General features: G+C 38.4%; 16 protein-coding genes and 1 pseudogene. 6 read left to right on the top strand and 11 right to left on the bottom strand.

Annotated elements, in window-relative coordinates:
* Window positions 1-28: 28 nt before the first annotated feature.
* From I6F54_RS03325 to gyrA, 10 genes are all read right to left on the bottom strand, one after another.
* Window positions 29-403 (bottom strand): hypothetical protein, encoded by a 375-nt coding sequence (locus I6F54_RS03325; RefSeq protein WP_165727496.1) that lies wholly within the window; start codon window positions 401-403, stop codon window positions 29-31.
* Window positions 404-496: 93 nt separating this feature from the next.
* Complete coding sequence (pyrF, locus tag I6F54_RS03320) at window positions 497-1,201, bottom strand: orotidine-5'-phosphate decarboxylase (RefSeq protein ID WP_197139702.1); 705 nt, start codon at window positions 1,199-1,201, stop codon at window positions 497-499.
* Window positions 1,202-1,244: 43 nt separating this feature from the next.
* Window positions 1,245-2,381: a lipopolysaccharide assembly protein LapB gene (gene lapB / locus I6F54_RS03315; RefSeq protein ID WP_165727494.1), complete on the bottom strand. Its 1,137-nt coding sequence runs from the start codon at window positions 2,379-2,381 to the stop codon at window positions 1,245-1,247.
* Window positions 2,382-2,383: 2 nt separating this feature from the next.
* Entirely contained in the window at window positions 2,384-2,665 is a 282-nt protein-coding gene (locus tag I6F54_RS03310) for a lipopolysaccharide assembly protein LapA domain-containing protein (protein ID WP_024600249.1), read from the bottom strand.
* Between the two features lie 21 nt (window positions 2,666-2,686).
* Window positions 2,687-2,974, bottom strand: coding sequence for an integration host factor subunit beta (gene ihfB / locus I6F54_RS03305; protein WP_007583054.1), 288 nt, complete (start codon window positions 2,972-2,974; stop codon window positions 2,687-2,689).
* Between the two features lie 67 nt (window positions 2,975-3,041).
* Window positions 3,042-4,709, bottom strand: coding sequence for a 30S ribosomal protein S1 (gene rpsA / locus I6F54_RS03300; RefSeq protein ID WP_002961176.1), 1,668 nt, complete (start codon window positions 4,707-4,709; stop codon window positions 3,042-3,044).
* A 96-nt stretch (window positions 4,710-4,805) separates the two neighbouring features.
* Window positions 4,806-5,516 carry a (d)CMP kinase gene (gene cmk / locus I6F54_RS03295; RefSeq protein ID WP_076923977.1) on the bottom strand — a complete coding sequence of 237 codons (711 nt, stop codon included), beginning with the start codon at window positions 5,514-5,516 and terminating at the stop codon, window positions 4,806-4,808.
* Window positions 5,517-5,622: 106 nt separating this feature from the next.
* Window positions 5,623-6,900, bottom strand: coding sequence for a 3-phosphoshikimate 1-carboxyvinyltransferase (gene aroA, locus I6F54_RS03290; protein ID WP_197139700.1), 1,278 nt, complete (start codon window positions 6,898-6,900; stop codon window positions 5,623-5,625).
* Entirely contained in the window at window positions 6,900-7,982 is a 1,083-nt protein-coding gene (gene serC, locus I6F54_RS03285) for a 3-phosphoserine/phosphohydroxythreonine transaminase (protein ID WP_165727491.1), read from the bottom strand. The genes aroA and serC overlap by 1 nt, the downstream gene beginning before the upstream one ends.
* 118 nt (window positions 7,983-8,100) lie before the next feature.
* Window positions 8,101-10,800: a DNA topoisomerase (ATP-hydrolyzing) subunit A gene (gene gyrA, locus I6F54_RS03280; RefSeq protein WP_165727490.1), complete on the bottom strand. Its 2,700-nt coding sequence runs from the start codon at window positions 10,798-10,800 to the stop codon at window positions 8,101-8,103.
* A gap of 177 nt (window positions 10,801-10,977) precedes the next feature.
* Between gyrA and ubiG the strand changes: the two genes are divergently transcribed.
* The 6 genes and pseudogenes from ubiG (at window position 10,978) to yfaE (ending at window position 17,682) form a co-directional block, all read left to right on the top strand.
* Window positions 10,978-11,688, top strand: coding sequence for a bifunctional 2-polyprenyl-6-hydroxyphenol methylase/3-demethylubiquinol 3-O-methyltransferase UbiG (gene ubiG / locus I6F54_RS03275; protein ID WP_007376602.1), 711 nt, complete (start codon window positions 10,978-10,980; stop codon window positions 11,686-11,688).
* Complete coding sequence (locus I6F54_RS03270; RefSeq protein WP_197139698.1) at window positions 11,688-12,368, top strand: HAD-IA family hydrolase; 681 nt, start codon at window positions 11,688-11,690, stop codon at window positions 12,366-12,368. The genes ubiG and I6F54_RS03270 overlap by 1 nt, the downstream gene beginning before the upstream one ends.
* A 1,063-nt stretch (window positions 12,369-13,431) precedes the next feature.
* Window positions 13,432-15,714 carry a class 1a ribonucleoside-diphosphate reductase subunit alpha gene (nrdA, locus tag I6F54_RS03265; RefSeq protein ID WP_197139696.1) on the top strand — a complete coding sequence of 761 codons (2,283 nt, stop codon included), beginning with the start codon at window positions 13,432-13,434 and terminating at the stop codon, window positions 15,712-15,714.
* A 65-nt stretch (window positions 15,715-15,779) separates the two neighbouring features.
* Window positions 15,780-16,112: pseudogene (locus I6F54_RS03260) on the top strand (ribonucleotide-diphosphate reductase subunit beta); the annotation flags it as partial.
* Between the two features lie 182 nt (window positions 16,113-16,294).
* Complete coding sequence (gene nrdB / locus I6F54_RS03255) at window positions 16,295-17,425, top strand: class Ia ribonucleoside-diphosphate reductase subunit beta (protein WP_197139694.1); 1,131 nt, start codon at window positions 16,295-16,297, stop codon at window positions 17,423-17,425.
* On the top strand, window positions 17,425-17,682 hold the full coding sequence (gene yfaE, locus I6F54_RS03250) for a class I ribonucleotide reductase maintenance protein YfaE (RefSeq protein ID WP_197139683.1): 258 nt from the start codon (window positions 17,425-17,427) through the stop codon (window positions 17,680-17,682). Before nrdB ends, yfaE begins: the two co-directional genes overlap by 1 nt.
* 579 nt (window positions 17,683-18,261) lie before the next feature.
* Here yfaE and I6F54_RS03245 read toward each other — a convergent pair.
* The gene (locus tag I6F54_RS03245) at window positions 18,262-18,753 is read right to left on the bottom strand and encodes a hypothetical protein (protein WP_197139681.1); all 492 of its coding nucleotides are present in this window, start codon (window positions 18,751-18,753) and stop codon (window positions 18,262-18,264) included.
* Between the last annotated feature and the right edge of the window lie 104 nt (window positions 18,754-18,857).

The following is an 18,857-nucleotide window of genomic DNA, read 5'->3' as shown; positions in this document are numbered from 1 at the left end:
TTTAATTACCAATAATATCTGTTGGTAATTAACCTAAAATATACTTATAAGGCAATGTACATTGCGTATATTGCCTAGAATAATCAAGCACTTCACCTTTCGACTCAATATTGAGTGGCGCTAAACGAAAAACCTTTTTTTCACATTCTGTTTTTTTATCATCAAGTTTCGATATGCATTCACTCACACTTACATGCTGAGATATGAGTGTATCTTCATTTTTGTAACACAGGTGATGAGCATAATCTTGCATTGTTTTTTTAAAATCAAACATATTGATTGGATATGTTTGAATTATATCTGTAACGGTTGTTACACCGTCATATGCTTTGTTAGAAAAAACATATTTATTTACGCTAAATCCCGCAACAATAATTATTAATGAACCAAATAATAACTTCAAAACAAACCCCTACTTCATCTTCATTCTAATAATGTAACATAAAACACACATTAGGTAAGGGTTATTAGCACTATATTGCTGCTTTTTGTTAATTTATACTATAGAACTATTAACATCACTAAGAACTTTTACGGGATCATCCGCCTGAGTAATAGGTCGGCCTATTACTAAATAATCACTTCCTGCATCTATTGCTTGCTTAGGAGTCATAATACGCTTTTGATCGCCAGCATCACTGCCTTCAGGACGTATACCTGGTGTTACAAGTTTAAAGTTCTCACCTAACTCTGCTTTTAATGCTTTAGCTTCTTGCGCAGAACACACAACGCCATCAAGCCCTGCTTCCTTTGCAAGCTTAGCTAAATATATAACTTGTTCTTGAGCTGATTTATCAACACCCAAACGCTTAAGTTCTGTTTCATCCATGCTGGTTAATACAGTAACAGCAATAAGTAGTGGCGCTTTGTCACCAAATTGCTCAAGAGCAGACTTAGCTTTACTCATCATTTCAAAGCCACCAGATGCATGTACATTAACCATCCATACACCCATTTTCGCAGCTGCAGTAACCGCTTTAGCTACTGTATTAGGGATGTCATGAAATTTTAAATCTAGAAAAACATCAAAACCTAAGTCAATTAACTCTTTAACAAATATAGGTCCAAAATAAGTAAACATCTCTTTGCCGACTTTAAGACGACATGTATTAGGAGAAAGTTGTTTAACAAAGTTTAAGGCAACTTCTTGATCATCGTAATCTAATGCTATAAGAATTTTTTTTGAGTGTTCGAAAGACATGACTATCCTAATGTATGGCAGTAAAATTATTAATATGGGGTTATTAAAATCCGTCTAAGCCTCGACTTGGAACAATGGTTTCCCAATGCTTACAAGAGGGGCAATTCCAATATATTGTGTAACTTGTAAAACCACAATGCTGACATTGAAAGTCAGGCTTTGTAGCAATATAAGAGGTTACAAGTTTATCAATTTCGTTAAGTACTTCTTTGGTATTTTTATTTTGATCGCCCATCAATTGCAGTAAAAAACTGAAACCACGAATAGTAGGTTGACGTTTTAAGCTATCAGTTAAAAATTCAAAGGCTTGTTTTGTATGCCCTTGTTCAAGTAAGGCTTGGCAATGTTTTATTTTAATTAATACACCGCCCTTTTCTAATAAATCACTGACTAATTCATGAAATTGATGCGTTAAATTTAATTGTTTATAACTGTGGGCAAGCTCATCAATAAATAAAGGCGCAAACAAAGTGAATTGAGTAACAAGTTCACGCCAGTAATAAATAGCTTTAACGTAATCTTCTTTTGCGTAAGCAACTAAACCTAATTCGTACAGGGGACGCACAGCTTTATAATTTAAGCTAATCGCTTTTCTCATTAGTTGGGGGGTACTGTCACTTAAAGCCGACTCACAATAAAAATTAGCAATCGCTTTAAATTGTTGTTCTTTTGAAAATAGCTCGCTATGGGCTTCAAACATGTTGATGCCTTTCTCCCATTCACGGGTTTGCGAGTATAAAGTAATAATAGGATCTAGCGCTTCTACATGCCCTGCTTTAACTAACCAAACTAAGTGCTCTTCCGCACTGTCTAGTAGCCCAGCCATTATGTAATCTTCGGCAAGTTCTAAACGGCTTGTTGCAGCTTGTTGTTCATTTAAGCTTGGGTGTTTTAATAAAAGTTCATGAATTTTTATTGCGCGGTCTAATTCACCTCTACGACGAAACATAGCGGCAAGTGTAGAATAGTGTTCAACCGAGTCGGCTGACACTTCAAGTAAGTTAATTAAATGCTCTAAGCCTTGATCTTCTTCTCTGTCGAGTAGAAACTTTAAGCCTTTGCTGTATTCAGAAGTGATCTGACGATTAAGTTGATGAGCTTGGTTTTTAGCACTGTTTTTACCCATAATCCAACCGTAACCGGCGGCAACAGGTAATAGTAAAAACAAAAGCTCAATCATAGTTAGGTGTCTTTATTCGCGGCAAGCTTTTTTTTATCTTTTTCAGGCGCTAATTGCTTTTTTAAACGGTAGTTTTGCCACTTTAATTGCGAAAACAATTTAAAGCTAATAAAACAACCAATCAAAACACCTAACAAAAAGCAGATACTTATTATTACAGCTAAAGGTAATGTATTACTGGCTATAATATAATTTATTTGTACTAACTGTGGGTTTTGTGACCCTAATACAAATGCACTGATAAGGCATAGTGCAACCAGAATAATTTTTAATACCTTGAACAAGTAACTACTCCACTAAGTTAACTAGGCAATGCTTTCATTTACGCGGTCGCGTAATTCTTTGCCTGGTTTAAAATGAGGTACATGCTTTCCTTCAAGCTCAACTGTATCGCCAGTCTTAGGATTACGACCTGTGCGAGGAGCGCGGAAATGCAAAGAGAAACTACCAAAACCTCTGATCTCAATACGATCTGAAGTAGATAATGAGCCGGCCATTTGTTCAAGAATTTCTTTTACAGCATTCTCAACATCTTTCACTGGAACGTGTGCGTGTTGTTCCGCAAGTGTTTCTATCAGTTCTGACTTAGTCATAGCGTTTCCTTAAAAAGAGATATAGGAAGGGCAAAAAATGCCCTTCCAACTAAAAACTAATTATATATTAGTCTTTTTGTGCATTTGCGAAAGCAGCTGCCATTGCGTTTTCAAACACTGGCTCTTCTTTCTTAAGCTTCTCTAGTACTTCTTTCTCTTCTGCTTCGAAAAGAGCTTTTACAGATAAGCTTAAAGTGCGGTTCTTACGATCAACACCAACGTATTTAACTTCAATCTCGTCGCCTACAGAAACAACAGTAGTTGCATCTTCAACGCGCTCTTGAGCGATATCAGCTACACGGATGTAACCTTCAACGCCTTCGATAAGTTCAACAGTTGCGCCTTTCGCATCAACTTCAGTCACTTTACCTTTAACAATAGCACCTTTTTTGTTTGCATCAAGGTAGTTATTGAATGGGTCAGCTTCGATTTGCTTAACACCTAGAGAGATACGTTCACGCTCTGGGTCAACTTGCAATACGATAGCAGTGATTTCGTCGCCTTTCTTGAATTCACGTACAGCTTCTTCGCCAGGTGTATTCCAAGAAATGTCTGAAAGGTGTACAAGACCGTCAATACCACCGTCAAGACCGATAAAGATACCGAAGTCAGTGATTGATTTGATCTTACCAGTAACTTGATCGCCTTTGTTCTGTAGACGAGCAAATTCCTGCCAAGGATTAGCAATACATTGCTTAAGACCAAGAGAAATACGACGACGTTCTTCGTCAATTTCTAAAACCATAACTTCAACAGTGTCGCCTAAGCTAACAACTTTTGAAGGATGGATATTTTTGTTAGTCCAATCCATTTCAGAAACGTGTACTAAACCTTCAACGCCTTCTTCGATTTCCACGAAACAGCCGTAATCTGTAAGGTTAGTAACACGACCAGAAAGTTTAGAACCTTCTGGGTAACGACCAGCGATAGCTGCCCATGGATCTTCACCAAGCTGTTTAAGGCCTAGAGATACACGAGTTTTATCTTTGTCGAATTTTAGAACTTTAACTGCGATTTCGTCGCCAACATTAACGATTTCTGAAGGGTGCTTAACACGCTTCCAAGCCATATCAGTAATGTGTAGTAGACCATCAACACCACCAAGGTCAACGAATGCACCGTAGTCAGTAAGGTTCTTAACGATACCTTTAACTTCTTGACCTTCAACAAGGTTAGCAAGAAGCTCTTCACGTTCTTGTGAGTTTTCAGATTCGATAACTGCACGACGTGAAACAACAACGTTGTTACGTTTTTGGTCAAGCTTGATTACTTTAAATTCAAGCTCTTTGCCTTCAAGGTGAGTTGTGTCACGTACTGGACGAACATCAACAAGTGAACCAGGTAGGAAAGCACGGATTGAATCAACTTCAACTGTGAAACCGCCTTTAACTTTACCGTTGATAACACCAGTAACAGTCTCTTGCTCTTCACATGCTTTCTCAAGACGGATCCATGCTTCGTGACGCTTAGCTTTCTCACGAGAAAGAATAGTTTCACCGAAACCGTCTTCAATTGCATCTAGTGCAACATCTACTTCGTCGCCTACAGCAACTTCAAGTTCACCAGCAGCATTTTTGAACTGCTCTGCAGGGATAGCACTTTCTGATTTAAGACCAGCATCTACAAGTACAATGTTATTCTCGATAGAGATTACTGTACCTTTAACGATAGAGCCTTGCTCTGCTTCAAAACCCTTTAAGCTTTCTTCAAATAACTGCGCAAAATTTTCTGACATACGAATATACGTCTCTATATATTATACCAATAAGCAACCATGCTGCATGGGGTTGTTAAAATAGCACTGGCATCCTGCTGGCGCATAAAATGTGTTTTAGCTTCGTTTAGGAAGCTTACCTTCAGATATTGCAATATCTAATAAAGTTATTACTTTATCAAACACTTGCTGTGCATTAAGTTCGCTAGTATCGATCTCAATAGCATCCTCTGCAGGCACAAGCGGAGCAACGGCACGATTCATATCGCGCTCATCACGAGCTTGAATGTCCTGTAATAGACCACTTAGTGTAACATCAAGACCGCGCGTATTCAACTCAACAAAACGTCTACGAGCACGCTCTTCTGCGCTTGCTGTTAAATATATTTTTAACGGTGCATCTTGAAAAACCACAGTGCCCATATCACGACCATCGGCGATTAAGCCATTTTCAGTGCGAAATGCACGCTGGCGGCGTAATAATGCTTCACGAACGCGAGGTAATGCTGCAACCTTTGACGCTGCAGCGCCTACTTCTTCATTACGAATAGTAGTCGTTACATCTTCGCCTTCTAAAATAACTTTTCCTGCATTAGTTTGGCTATCTACCAAAAACTGCACATCTAAATTTGCAGCAAGAGGGACAAGCCCTTCTTCATTGTCTAATGCAATTTGGTGGTGAAGTGCAGCTAAAGATAAAACGCGATAAATCGCACCACTATCTAGTACATCCCACCCCAACTTGTCGGCTAACAAGCGACAAACAGTTCCTTTACCTGAACCACTTGGGCCATCAACGGTGATCACGGGCATTAATAACGCCTGCATTTAAAACCTCCTGCAATGCACACCTAAATAAACCGCGACATTATACGTCAGTTATTAAAATATATCTGCTATTAGTGTGTAACTTTTGTAATTACTTCTAAATAGCTTATTCACTGACTGATGCTAAAACATTGAAAAATGTAGGAAATGTTTTATAAGTACACTTTGGATCATTAATCGTTATTGGCTTTCCGCCTACGGCAACCATAGCAAAACACATAGCTATACGGTGATCGTCGTAAGTATCAATAGCAACATCATTAAAATGTTCAGGTGGAGTGATTTCTATAAAATCTTCACCCTCTACAACTTCAGCGCCTACTTTTCTAAGCTCAGTTGCCATTGCGTACAAACGGTCTGTTTCTTTAACGCGCCAGTTATAAATATTACGAATAGCGGTTTTACCTTTAGCAAACAAAGCAACTGTTGCCAGTGTCATTGCTGCATCAGGAATTGCATTCGCATCTATATCTACGCCATTAAGCTCGCCTTTGCGAACAACTAAACGCTCATCATACCAATCAATTTTAGCGCCAACCTGCTCCATGACTTTAGCAAAGCCAATATCACCTTGAACCGATTTAGCGCCAACACCTTTAATTTCTATCTCGCCACCGGCAATCGCTGCAGCTGCAACGAAATAAGAAGCCGATGAAGCATCACCTTCAACCATAATACGCTCGATTGATTGATACTGTTGACCACCTTTAACGTTAAAAGTTGCATAGTCACTGTGCTCAACATCAATACCAAAGCGCGCCATAACACCTAACGTAATATCAATATAAGGTTTAGATACTAAAGTACCCTTAATAGTTATATTTGTATCGCCGTTAAATAAAGGTGCTGCCATTAACAAGGCAGTTAAAAATTGGCTTGAAATACTGCCGTCAATTTCAACTTCACCGCCTTTTATTTGACCACCTACGATTTTAAGTGGTGGATAGTCTTTGTGTTTTGTATAGGTAACATCACCACCAAGCGCTTGTAGAGCATCAACTAAGTGCCCTATTGGACGCTCTTCCATACGCGGCTCGCCTATTAGCTCGTACTCACCACTTACAGCAGCTAGTACGGCGGTTAGAGGTCGGTAGGCAGTACCTGCATTACCTAAAAATAATGGTTCGCTCGGTGTTTTAAACACACCACCAACACCCTCTACAGTGGCTACAGTGCGTTCTTCATTAAGTGTTACATTTACACCTAAAAGCTTCAGAGCACCCAACATATGACGAATATCATCACTATCAAGTAAGTTCTCTACAACAGTTGTACCACTAGCAAGCGCTGCTAATAATAAAATACGGTTTGATAAACTTTTTGACCCAGGTAAGGTAACTGTGCCATTTACACGAGAAATGGGCTCTAAACGAAGCTGCTCCATTAGCTATTTTCCTTTGCAAAGGCAGCCATAAAGTCAACTAGTGCTTGAACACCTTCAAGTGGCATTGCGTTGTAAATGCTGGCGCGCATACCGCCCACTATTCGGTGACCTTCCAAAGCAAGTAAACCCGCTTCGTTAGATTGAGCAACAAATTTGCTATTTAAGCTTTCATCATTCAACCAAAAAGGAACATTCATACGTGAGCGACAATGCTTAGCAACAATATTTGAATAAAAATCAGAGTTATCGATAAAATCATACAGTAAATCTGCTTTAGCAATATTTTGTGCTTCCATGGTTTTTACACCACCATTGCTTTCAAGCCATTCAAATACTTCAGCCGCTAAATACCAAGCAAAAGTCGGTGGGGTATTAAACATACTGCCCTGCTTTGCTTCAAGTGCGTAATCTAAAATACCAGGTTTTGCTAAACCTTCACGCTCTAGTAATGTTTTACGCACAATAACGATTGATATACCTGATGGACCAATATTCTTTTGTGCACCGGCATAAATTAAATCAAATTTATTAACGTCTATTTCGCGCGATAAAATAGTTGACGACATATCAGCAACAATTGGTGCTGTTGGGTGGCTAGGCACATCAAAAATCTCTAAGCCATCAACGGTTTCGTTAGGGCAATAGTGGATATACGCTGCATCTGCTGGTAAATCCCAGTCAGCAACCGCTTTAATAGAAAACTCGCCATCAGCATCATTACGTATGTCGGTAAAAGTCGTTTGAGTAAATTTACTCGCTTCATCTCTCGCGCTTTTTGACCATACGCCATTTTCGCAATAAAAAGCGGTTTTACCTTCTTGATGTAAGTTTAGCGGTACAGCACTAAATTGTCCTCGGCCACCACCATGCATAAACAACACTTCAAACTCATCACTAATATTCATTAAGCGGCGAAGGCTAGCTTCACATTTTGCAGTAACCGCTAAAAACTCTTTACTACGATGGCTTATTTCCATCACAGAAACACCCAAACCTTGCCAATCTAGGAACTCTTTTTGCGCTTTTTTCATCACCGCTTGCGGAAGCATAGCCGGTCCCGCACAAAAATTATATTTACTCATTACCTTTGCCTCATTCCAGTAATTAAAAATTTCAAGCCTGATCGCACTGCAAACAAGCTGTATTAGTTTTATTCAACAACATAAAAAAAAGCGGCTAAAGCCGCTTTTTCAATTTCAATTATTCAGAAGGAGGATTGTCATCCACTACTTCTTCAATAACCGTATCAACTGTTTCAACGTCTTCGATATCAATTAAGTCACTCTCAGTAACTTCAATCTCTTCTATACGTTGTAAACCAACTACTTGCTCTCCGTCAATAGTTCTGATCAAAATAACACCTTGCGTGTTACGTCCAACCGTAGAAACTTCATTAACGCGAGTTCGTACTAAGGTACCACGATTAGAAATAATCATTATTTCATCGTTGTCATCAACTTGCACAGCACCAACAACAGCACCGTTACGTTCACTCACCTTGATAGATACAACACCTTGTGTTGCACGACTCTTAGATGGATAATCTTCAAGCTGTGTACGTTTACCGTAACCATTTTCAGTTACCGTTAGAATAGCACCGTCAGTTTTTGGTACAATTAACGATACTACGCGTTGCTCGTCTGGCATTTTAATACCACGAACACCGGTAGCAGTACGACCCATTGGGCGAACACCTTTGAAGCGAATCTCAGGGTTGCCTTCTTCATCAAGTACTGGGTTACCGTTTTCATCAACAACGGTTGTTTCTTCAGCTTCTTTAAAGCGTACTACTTTACCAGCATCGGTGAACAACATAATTTCGTTGCTACCATCGGTAATATCAACACCAATTAAGCTATCGCCATCATTTAAGTTAACAGCAATAATACCGCTTGCACGTTGACGACTGTAAGCCGTTAATGGTGTTTTCTTAACAGTACCAAATGCAGTTGCCATAAAGATGTATTTATCTTCTGCGTACTCGCGTACTGGCAATATAGCTGTAATACGTTCATCAGCTTCAAGTGGTAACAAGTTAACAATTGGCTTGCCGCGCGCTGCACGACTTGCTAGTGGTAACTGATAAACTTTAAGCCAATATAAACGACCCGCTGTAGAGAAACACAATATAGTATCGTGCGTATTTGCAACTAACAGACGTTCAATGAAATCTTCATCTTTCATCTTCGTTGCTGACTTACCTTTACCACCACGACGCTGCGCTTCGTAATCAGACAATGCCTGATACTTCACATAACCTTCGTGAGAAAGCGTTACTACAACGTTTTCTTCAGTAATTAAATCTTCTAAGCTTATATCGTGAGCTGCGGCGTTAATTTCTGTACGACGTTCATCGCCATATTGCTCTTTAATTTCTACTAGTTCGTCACGAATAACTTCCATTAAACGCTCAGGCGTAGCCAAAATATATAAAAGATCAGCAATTAAATCTAATAAGGTTTGGTATTCACTTATAATTTTTTCGTGTTCAAGACCAGTCAACTTATGTAAACGTAAATCTAATATTGCTTGAGCTTGTTGCTCAGAAATATAATATTGACCATCACGAATACCTAAATCAGCGGCTAACCAATCAGGACGAGCTACATTATCTTCACCCGCTTTCTCAAGCATGCCTTGTACATGACCTAGTTCCCACGGACGCGCTGTTAAAGCAATTTTAGCTTCAGCAGGTGTAGGAGATTTACGAATAAGCTCGATAATTGGGTCAATGTTTGCAAGTGCAATCGCTAAGCCTTCAAGCGTGTGTGCACGGTCGCGGGCTTTGCGTAAATCAAACACGGTACGACGAGTTACTACTTCACGACGGTGAATAATAAACTCTTCAAGCATTTCTTTTAAATTAAAACACTTAGGTTGGTTATTAATTAAAGCAACCATATTCATACCAAACACAGTTTGTAACTGAGTTTGTGAATATAAGTTATTTAGAATAACTTCGCCTACGTCACCACGTTTGATCTCAATAACGATACGCATACCGTCTTTATCTGATTCATCTCGTAGCGCGCTAATACCTTCAATTTTCTTATCTTTAACCAGCTCAGCAATTTTTTCAATTAGGCGAGCTTTGTTAACTTGATAAGGAATTTCGTGAACGATGATTGTTTCACGGCCTGTTTTTTCATCGGTTTCGACGTCGGCGCGTGCACGCATGTACACTTTACCACGGCCAGTTAAGTAGGCTTGTTCGATGCCCTTCTTACCGTTGATAATTGCAGCCGTTGGGAAATCAGGACCAGGGATATAATCCATTAACTCTAAAATAGTTAAATCAGGATTTTGAATAAGTGCCAAACACCCGTTCACAACTTCAGTTAAGTTATGTGGTGGAATGTTTGTAGCCATGCCTACTGCAATACCCGACGAACCATTCACTAATAAATTAGGAACTTTCGTAGGTAACACGTCAGGGATGAACTCTGTGCCATCGTAGTTAGGAACGAAATCAACCGTTTCTTTTTCAAGATCGGCTAATAACTCATGCGACATTTTTGCCATACGTACTTCTGTATAACGCATTGCCGCTGCTGAATCACCATCAACCGAACCGAAGTTACCTTGGCCATCTACAAGCATATAACGTAGTGAGAATGGCTGAGCCATACGAACTATCGTGTCATAAACTGCACTGTCGCCGTGTGGGTGGTATTTACCGATTACGTCACCGACCACACGGGCCGATTTTTTGTAAGGCTTGTTCCAGTCATTACTAAGCTCGTTCATTGCAAACAAAACGCGGCGGTGAACAGGTTTTAAACCGTCACGTACGTCTGGTAATGCACGTCCTACTATTACGCTCATTGCGTAATCTAAGTAGGAGTTTTTTAACTCGTCTTCAATATTGACTGGCAGAATTTCATTGGCGAGATCAGTCATTTGATATCACATTCCTTCAGTATCAGCTCTCAACAACCCGGTATTGGGTATTAAGAGTATTTGTTATTATTACTAACAGCCATGCTATCACAATTAATTTCAATTTACAGGCGCAAAACTTTGCGATTTATCAATTTAGCCCTATATAATGGCCTCAGATTGACGAGGAAGTATTTTATGACCGAACATCAAAATGTAGATCACGCAGAAATAGCAAAATTTGAAGCCATCGCAGAGCGTTGGTGGGACCTAGACGGAGAATTCAAACCTCTTCACGAAATTAACCCGTTACGTTTAGATTTTATAGCAAACAAAACGCAAGGCTTATTCGATAAAGAAACACTCGACGTTGGCTGTGGCGGCGGTATTTTAAGCCAAAGCATGGCGCGTATGGGTGCAAAAGTAACCGGCATCGATATGGGACAAGAACCTTTAACTGTTGCTAAATTGCATAGTTTAGAGACAGGCGTAAATGTAGATTACATAAAAGTACCTGCAGAAGAGTTTGCATCACAAAACCCAGAACGTTTTGATGTAATAACATGTATGGAAATGCTTGAGCACGTACCCGACCCAGCTTCTATCATTCATGCTGTAGCTGCACTTGCAAAACCAGGTGCAGACGTGTTTTTTTCAACGCTAAACAAAACACCTAAAGCATATTTATACGCGATTGTTGGTGCCGAAAAGCTATTAAAAATGGTACCTGAAGGTACACATGATCATAAAAAGTTTATAAAACCTGCGCAACTTATTGCATGGGCGGAGCAAGCGGGTTTAAAAGTACGTGCAAGTACAGGGCTTTCTTATAACCCACTATCAAAGCAATATACGCTTAATAACGACGTTAGCGTAAATTACATACTTTATTTTGAGAAGTTAGCTTAATGGCTAGCTCTCAAGCCCCCCTGCCTCTTATTGAGTACGATGCATTTTTATTTGATTTAGACGGCACCCTGCTCGATACCGCTGATGATTTAGGCGCCGCTTTAAACGCAGTCCTTATTAGTAATAAAATCAAACCTGTTAGTAGTGATGTATACCGCCCTGCAGCCTCTAACGGCGCAGGTGCATTATTAGAGGCTGGTTTTAAAGAGTTATGGGCTAAACAACACCAAAGCGAGCTTATTAAGCAATTAGTTGACGAGTACGCTGCGAACATAGCAAAACACACGCATTGCTTCTCTGCAGTTGAATCGCTACTTATCGCCCTTGATCAAAAAAAGATCAAGTGGGGGATCATGACTAATAAACCAGGGTTTTTAACCGATCCTTTAGTTGCAGCTATCCCCGCTTTAAAAAACGCCAGTGTAGTAATAAGTGGCGATACCTTGGCTGAGGCCAAACCATCACCGCTACCACTACTACATTGTGCAAAGCTTATGGGGGTAAAACCAAACCGTTGTTTGTACATTGGTGATGCACAGCGTGACATACAAGCAGGCAAAGCGGCAGGTATGCACACTGCAACGGCACTTTGGGGTTATATACCAAGTATTGATGAAGCCAACAGCTGGAATGCTGATTTTAACTGGCAAAGTCCAATTGATGGTTTTAACCATATATAGTGCTATGTTAATTATTAAACACTATATATTGTGATTGTGTTAGTTTTCACACAAAGCTTGTCGATAAAAAAGCAGTCAGAATTTATTTTTAAAATGCGCAAATTTAGCAGAACATTAGTTTACTTTTTAAACGCCTTTAATTAAATGGTCGTTTAAGTGTGAGCGTCTACTAACACAAATGCGTTATCCCAAAGTTATACACAAACAGGGGCAATTATGTCCCTTGCAAAACAACTCAGACCACATTAAAGTTTTATTAACACTTTGATGGAATTGATATTTCAACTAGGTGGAGGGGCTAACACCATACTCAAGGTTTGAATATGATGTTAGCAAAGACACTTGCTAAAATTTAGGAAAGCGCCCAAGTGTGGAAATTTGAGCGTAACTGATTCTTATATTATCGGCAAGTGACTAACTCAGATTTAGGATAACTAAAGTTGAAACTCAATATTTCTATAGAAATTTCAGAGAGTGTAATAATGATTCTTTTTAAAATTATTACACTGGGTAGCATGCTCTTCGCATAAACTTAAATGGGCTATCTTTTAGCCCATTTCTATTTCTTACCCCTAATTATGCTTTTTATTTCTGAAAGCATTGAATCGTGAACATTAAACAACTAACTTAGATAGTCCATTAAAACCATATATAGTGCTATGTTAATTATTAAACACTATATATTGTGATTGTGTTAGTTTTCACACAAAGCTTGCTGATAAAAAAAGCAGTCAGAATTTATTTTTAAAATGCGTAAATTTAGCAGATCATTAGTTGATTTCTGCATATTCTAACTTAAATGATTGTTCGAAGGTGAGTGTCTACTAACACAAGTGTGTTATCCCAAAGTTATCCACAAATAGGGGCAATTATGTCCCTTGCAAAACAACTCAGACCACACTATCTTGTGATCTCTAAATTGAACAACACCAGATATTGTGGCCAAATGTTATTCAATTAAATTCGCCATTACGGTGAAACTTATAATAAATGAGTACTTACCTTGCTATTGCGAGGTATGACCCATTGGTCAAAATACATAATTCCCAAGGAATACAGGCAAATGAACCAACAGTTATCTGTAAGCAAACGTGACGGGCGTAAAGAGCCTCTTGATCTTGATAAGATCCATCGCGTTATTGAATGGGCCGCCGAAGGTTTAAGCAACGTTTCGGTTTCGCAAGTTGAATTAAAATCGCACATTCAGTTTTACGACGGTATTCGTACTAAAGACATTCACGAAACCATCATTAAAGCAGCAGCGGATCAGATTTCAAAAGAATCGCCTGATTATCAATACTTAGCTGCACGTTTAGCTGTATTCCATTTACGTAAAAAAGCGTACGGTCAATTTGAGCCACCACGTTTATTTGACCACGTAACAAAAATGGTTGGCGATAAACGCTACGATGCTCACTTATTAGTAGATTACACAGAGCAAGAATTAGACGAGCTTGATGCATACCTTGATCATTCTCGCGATCTTAACTTTAGCTACGCGGCTGTAAAACAGCTTGAAGGTAAGTATCTCGTTCAAAACCGTGTATCGGGTGAGATTTACGAAAGTGCACAGTTTTTATATATTTTAGTCGCGGCGAGCTTATTTTCTGACTACCCACGTGAAACACGCGTTTCTTACATTAAGCGTTTTTATGATGCAGTCTCGTTATTTAAAATATCATTACCTACGCCTATTATGGCAGGTGTACGTACGCCTACTCGCCAGTTTAGCTCATGTGTATTAATTGAATGTGGCGACAGCCTTGATTCAATTAATGCTACATCGTCTGCGATTGTTAAATACGTATCACAACGTGCGGGCATTGGTATTAACGCAGGTCGTATTCGTGCGTTAGGTAGCCACATCCGTAATGGCGAAGCGTACCACACAGGTTGTATTCCTTTTTATAAGCACTTTCAAACAGCTGTTAAAAGCTGTTCACAAGGTGGTGTACGTGGCGGCGCAGCAACATTATTCTACCCGCTTTGGCACCTAGAAGTAGAAAACCTACTTGTGCTTAAAAATAACCGTGGTGTAGATGACAACCGTGTTCGCCACCTTGATTACGGCGTACAGTTTAATAAATTAATGTACTCTCGTTTAATTAAAGACGATTACATTACGTTATTTAGCCCATCAGATGTGCCTGGTCTTTACGATGCATTTTTTGAAGACCAAGAAGAGTTTGATGCGCTTTACGTAAAATATGAGCAAGACGAATCTATTCGTAAAAAGCGTATTAAAGCCATTGAGCTTTTCTCTATGTTTGCACAAGAGCGTGCAAGTACAGGTCGTATTTATTTACAAAATGTGGACCACTGTAATACACACAGCCCGTTCATTGCTAAAGTTGCGCCTATTCGCCAATCTAACTTATGTTTAGAAATTGCATTGCCAACTAAGCCACTAAGCAACGTAAACGACGAAGAAGGCGAAATTGCCCTTTGTACACTGTCTGCGTTTAACTTAGGCGCCATTGAATCACTAGATGAGCTTGAAGAGCTAGCTGAACTTGCAGTGCGCGCACTTGATAACTTACTTGATTTCCAAGACTACCCTGTACCGGCTGCAAAAAATGCGACTATGGGTCGTCGTACACTAGGCATAGGCGTAATTAACTACGCATACTACTTAGCTAAAAACGGTAAGCGTTACTCAGATGGCAGCGCAAATGCACTGACTCACAAAACGTTTGAAGCGATTCAATACTACCTAATGAAAGCATCAAACGAGCTTGCTAAAGAGCGTGGTGCCTGTCCTAAGTTTAACGAAACAACGTATTCACAGGGCATTATGCCAACAGATACGTACAAACGTGACTTAGATAAAATTTGTGATGAACCACTTCACCTTGATTGGGATACATTACGTGCCAGCATTAAAGAGCACGGCATGCGTAACTCAACACTAAGTGCGTTAATGCCTTCAGAAACATCGTCGCAAATCTCTAACGCAACAAATGGTATTGAGCCACCACGTGGTCACATTAGCGTTAAAGCAAGTAAAGACGGTATTTTGAAACAAGTAGTGCCTGAGTACGAACGTTTAAAGAATAACTACGAGTTATTATGGGATATTCCATCAAACGATGGTTACCTACAACTTGTGGGCATAATGCAGAAATTTGTTGACCAAACTATATCGGCAAACACAAATTATGATCCAAATAAATTCGAAGGCGGTAAAGTACCTATGCAAGTCTTATTAAAAGACTTACTAACTGCGTACAAACTGGGTGTTAAAACCTTGTACTACCACAACACTCGCGATGGTGCCTCAGATATGCAAGAAGATACTCCAGAAGTGGAAGATGATGATTGTGAAGGCGGCGCGTGTAAAATATAGTTATTAATTTTTATTTTAAGCGGGCATTTAGCCCGCTTTTTCTGATAGTTTTTTGAGTGATAAACATGTCTTATACTACATTTAGCCGAAACCATAATAACCAAATGCTAGAGCCAATGTTTTTTGGCCAAACTGTTAACGTATCTCGTTATGACCAACAAAAATACCCAATTTTTGAAAAGTTAATCGAAAAGCAACTGTCTTTCTTTTGGCGTCCTGAAGAAGTAGATGTAAGCAAAGACCGTTTAGACTTTCAAGCATTACCAGATCACGAAAAGCATATATTTTTAAGTAACTTAAAATATCAAACTTTGCTTGATAGCGTACAAGGTCGTTCACCTAACGTTGCCCTACTTCCTATTGTATCGTTACCAGAGCTTGAAACATGGATAGAAACGTTATATGGACAACAAGTTAATTAAATATCTAACTATTTAATCATTAATTAACTTAACTCCAATTAAATCAGTAACTAAATAAAAAACCAACTTACATTAGATCTAACTTAACTCAACGTTTTAATAATAATACTAATAATAAATACAACTTTGGTTAGGTTATAATTAGAAGTGAAGCAATCATGAAATATACAACCTTTAATCAGAAAAAATTTAATCACATGTTGGAGCCGATGTTTTTTGGTAATCCAGTAAACGTATCTCGTTATGATGAACAGAAACACCCTATCTTCGAAAAGTTAATTGAGAAACAGCTTTCTTTCTTTTGGAGACCGGAAGAAGTTGATGTATCAAAAGATAGAGCTGATTGGCAAAATTTATCTGATGCAGAGAAGCATATTTTTATTTCTAATCTAAAATATCAAACCTTGCTAGATTCAATTGCAGCTCGTTCAGTTAATATGATAATGCTTCCTATTACATCACAACCTTCCATGGAAACATGGGCTGAAACGCATGCATTTTCAGAGACTATTCATTCAAGAAGTTATACTCATATTCTGAGAAACCTCTTTACAGATCCTGGTGAAGTCTTTGATGATATAATTATTAATCCAGCCATAATCAAAAGAGCTCAGAGTATTACTGATATCTTTGATGATTTAATTAAACATACTCAGGCATTCAATTTACACGGTGAGGGGACACATATAATTAGCGGAGAAGCTATCATAGTGTCTTTGACAGTGTTAAAAGAAAAGCTCTTCTGTTCAATCTGTGCACTCAATGCATTAGAAGCAATAAGATTTTATGTTTCGTTTGCATGTTCTTTTGCTTTCTCTGAACGCGAGTTATTGGAAGGTAATGCTAAGATAATTAAGCTTATCGCTCGTGATGAATCTCTTCATTTAACTGCGACTCAACATATATTAAATCTATGGGCATCTGGTAAAGATGATCCTGAAATGAAAATAATTTCTGAAAAATTACAATATAAGAGTAGAGAAATATTCTTAGAGGTTGTTGAACAAGAGAAAGAATGGGCTGACTATTTATTTAAGAATGGCTCAATGATCGGTATTAATGCAAATATATTAAAACAATACGTTGAGTATATTGCTAATCAAAGGATGTCGGCAATAGGCCTAGAACCCGCTTATAATGCTCCGAGCAATCCTATTCCGTGGATAAACTCATACTTGTCTAGCGATAATGTTCAAGTTGCCCCTCAAGAAGCAGAGATATCGAGTTACCTCGTTGGACAAGTTGACTCAAATGTATCAGTTGCTGATTTTGGGGATTTCGATTTGTAATGGATAAGAAAATAACTATTGAAGGGAGAGAATTGACCTTTTTTGATAGCGACATTAGTATTCTTAGATCATTAGAACGGGAAAATATAGACATTGAGTTTCACTGCCGTGATGGTTATTGCGGGGCTTGTCGATGCAAGCTCCTTAAAGGAGATATTTGTTATTTCATAGAGCCTTTGGCACATGTTCGATCTGGTGAAATACTCACATGTTGTTCAAAACCACTTTCTGATATTACAGTTGATATCTCCTCTTGATACCATATCGAGCGTAAGAAACACATCCACTTTGTTTGTGAACCACTTTTCGGTCACTCTATATTGATGTTCAATCAATATAGAGTGTTTTTATATTTCCATTAGTAACTGTACATTTTGCTAGCTTGGTTGTATATCTAGTTAGGGAAAACCCTCACTTTTTACCTATATTTCGTCATAGCCCCGCATAATATCAAACCTTCCTATATAATACTCAAGGAGCTTTTTCTTCATGTTTATTTCTGACTTTTCAGAAACACAGCCATTCGTTTAATCTAAATTTGGTCTTCCACTGTAACTCCGTAGCTGTGCAATCCCTTATTAATAAAGTGATATGAACTACTTGCCGTTAATCCCTAAGTATAACGGCTTAACCTGTGGCATTTTGATGATTAGAATGCACCAAATCTATAATATTAGTGAATTGTCAGTTCTACTAATAATTACCTGTGTATATCAGAAATTAAAATCACCCAATTTTAGGCATTATCTATGTTTCAATTTTGCTATGGGTTTAGCCAATCGATATAACTCATTTACGAATGGGCTTTATTTTTAATCGCGATAACAAACTAGAAATTATACTAAATCATCTTCATCTTCATCTTCATCTTCATCTTCATCTTCATCTTCATCTTCATCTTCATCTTCATCTTCATCTTCACAGTCCTCAGCACCTAAAGGATTCCAATCATCGCTGACTTCTTTTGTTGCTTGCTCAACAAATGTATCACTAAAGCAGTCTGAAAAAGTGTCATCATGTTCTGTAATAGCTTTTTCAGTATTTTGGATTAACTTAATAACTTTATTTATATCCTCTTCACATCTTATTTGATCTACTTCTATAATCATTTCATCAATTGATTCTACTATGCCATCTGTACGAATTAACTCCTCACCGAATGGCTGATTGTCTAAAGGAACATAATTATCATAACTATGAACTACTTTGTCATTTTCATAGCGTGCGTAGTTTGTAGTTGATTCGACTTTATTTCTTAAGTTTTCTGCATCCTCTATGACCTCATCAATAGTTGATTCTATTTCCAATAATATGTCATTAGTACTCATAATTTATCTCCTTAGGTAGGGCTGTAAAGTTAATAGTTAGGCTTACATTTAATCTATATCGATCTGTTCTAGCTCTTTAAGCCTTTTAATTTTATGATACCCAG

This window comes from Pseudoalteromonas sp. SWXJZ10B (assembly GCF_015864475.1).
Lineage (GTDB): Bacteria > Pseudomonadota > Gammaproteobacteria > Enterobacterales > Alteromonadaceae > Pseudoalteromonas > Pseudoalteromonas arctica.
The sequence above is the reverse complement of the archived record's forward strand: the minus strand, read 5'-3'. Positions and strand labels throughout refer to the sequence as shown.

Coding starts and splice junctions, on each gene's coding strand:
- cmk (WP_076923977.1), bottom strand. CDS start 5,516: ATGCAGGCGTTATTAATGCCCGTGATCACCGTTGATGGCCCAAGTGGT.
- pyrF (WP_197139702.1), bottom strand. CDS start 1,201: ATGTCTTTCGAACACTCAAAAAAAATTCTTATAGCATTAGATTACGAT.
- lapB (WP_165727494.1), bottom strand. CDS start 2,381: ATGATTGAGCTTTTGTTTTTACTATTACCTGTTGCCGCCGGTTACGGT.
- I6F54_RS03245 (WP_197139681.1), bottom strand. CDS start 18,753: ATGAGTACTAATGACATATTATTGGAAATAGAATCAACTATTGATGAG.
- ihfB (WP_007583054.1), bottom strand. CDS start 2,974: ATGACTAAGTCAGAACTGATAGAAACACTTGCGGAACAACACGCACAC.
- aroA (WP_197139700.1), bottom strand. CDS start 6,900: ATGGAGCAGCTTCGTTTAGAGCCCATTTCTCGTGTAAATGGCACAGTT.
- yfaE (WP_197139683.1), top strand. CDS start 17,425: ATGGATAAGAAAATAACTATTGAAGGGAGAGAATTGACCTTTTTTGAT.
- serC (WP_165727491.1), bottom strand. CDS start 7,982: ATGAGTAAATATAATTTTTGTGCGGGACCGGCTATGCTTCCGCAAGCG.
- nrdB (WP_197139694.1), top strand. CDS start 16,295: ATGAAATATACAACCTTTAATCAGAAAAAATTTAATCACATGTTGGAG.
- gyrA (WP_165727490.1), bottom strand. CDS start 10,800: ATGACTGATCTCGCCAATGAAATTCTGCCAGTCAATATTGAAGACGAG.
- ubiG (WP_007376602.1), top strand. CDS start 10,978: ATGACCGAACATCAAAATGTAGATCACGCAGAAATAGCAAAATTTGAA.
- I6F54_RS03270 (WP_197139698.1), top strand. CDS start 11,688: ATGGCTAGCTCTCAAGCCCCCCTGCCTCTTATTGAGTACGATGCATTT.
- rpsA (WP_002961176.1), bottom strand. CDS start 4,709: ATGTCAGAAAATTTTGCGCAGTTATTTGAAGAAAGCTTAAAGGGTTTT.
- nrdA (WP_197139696.1), top strand. CDS start 13,432: ATGAACCAACAGTTATCTGTAAGCAAACGTGACGGGCGTAAAGAGCCT.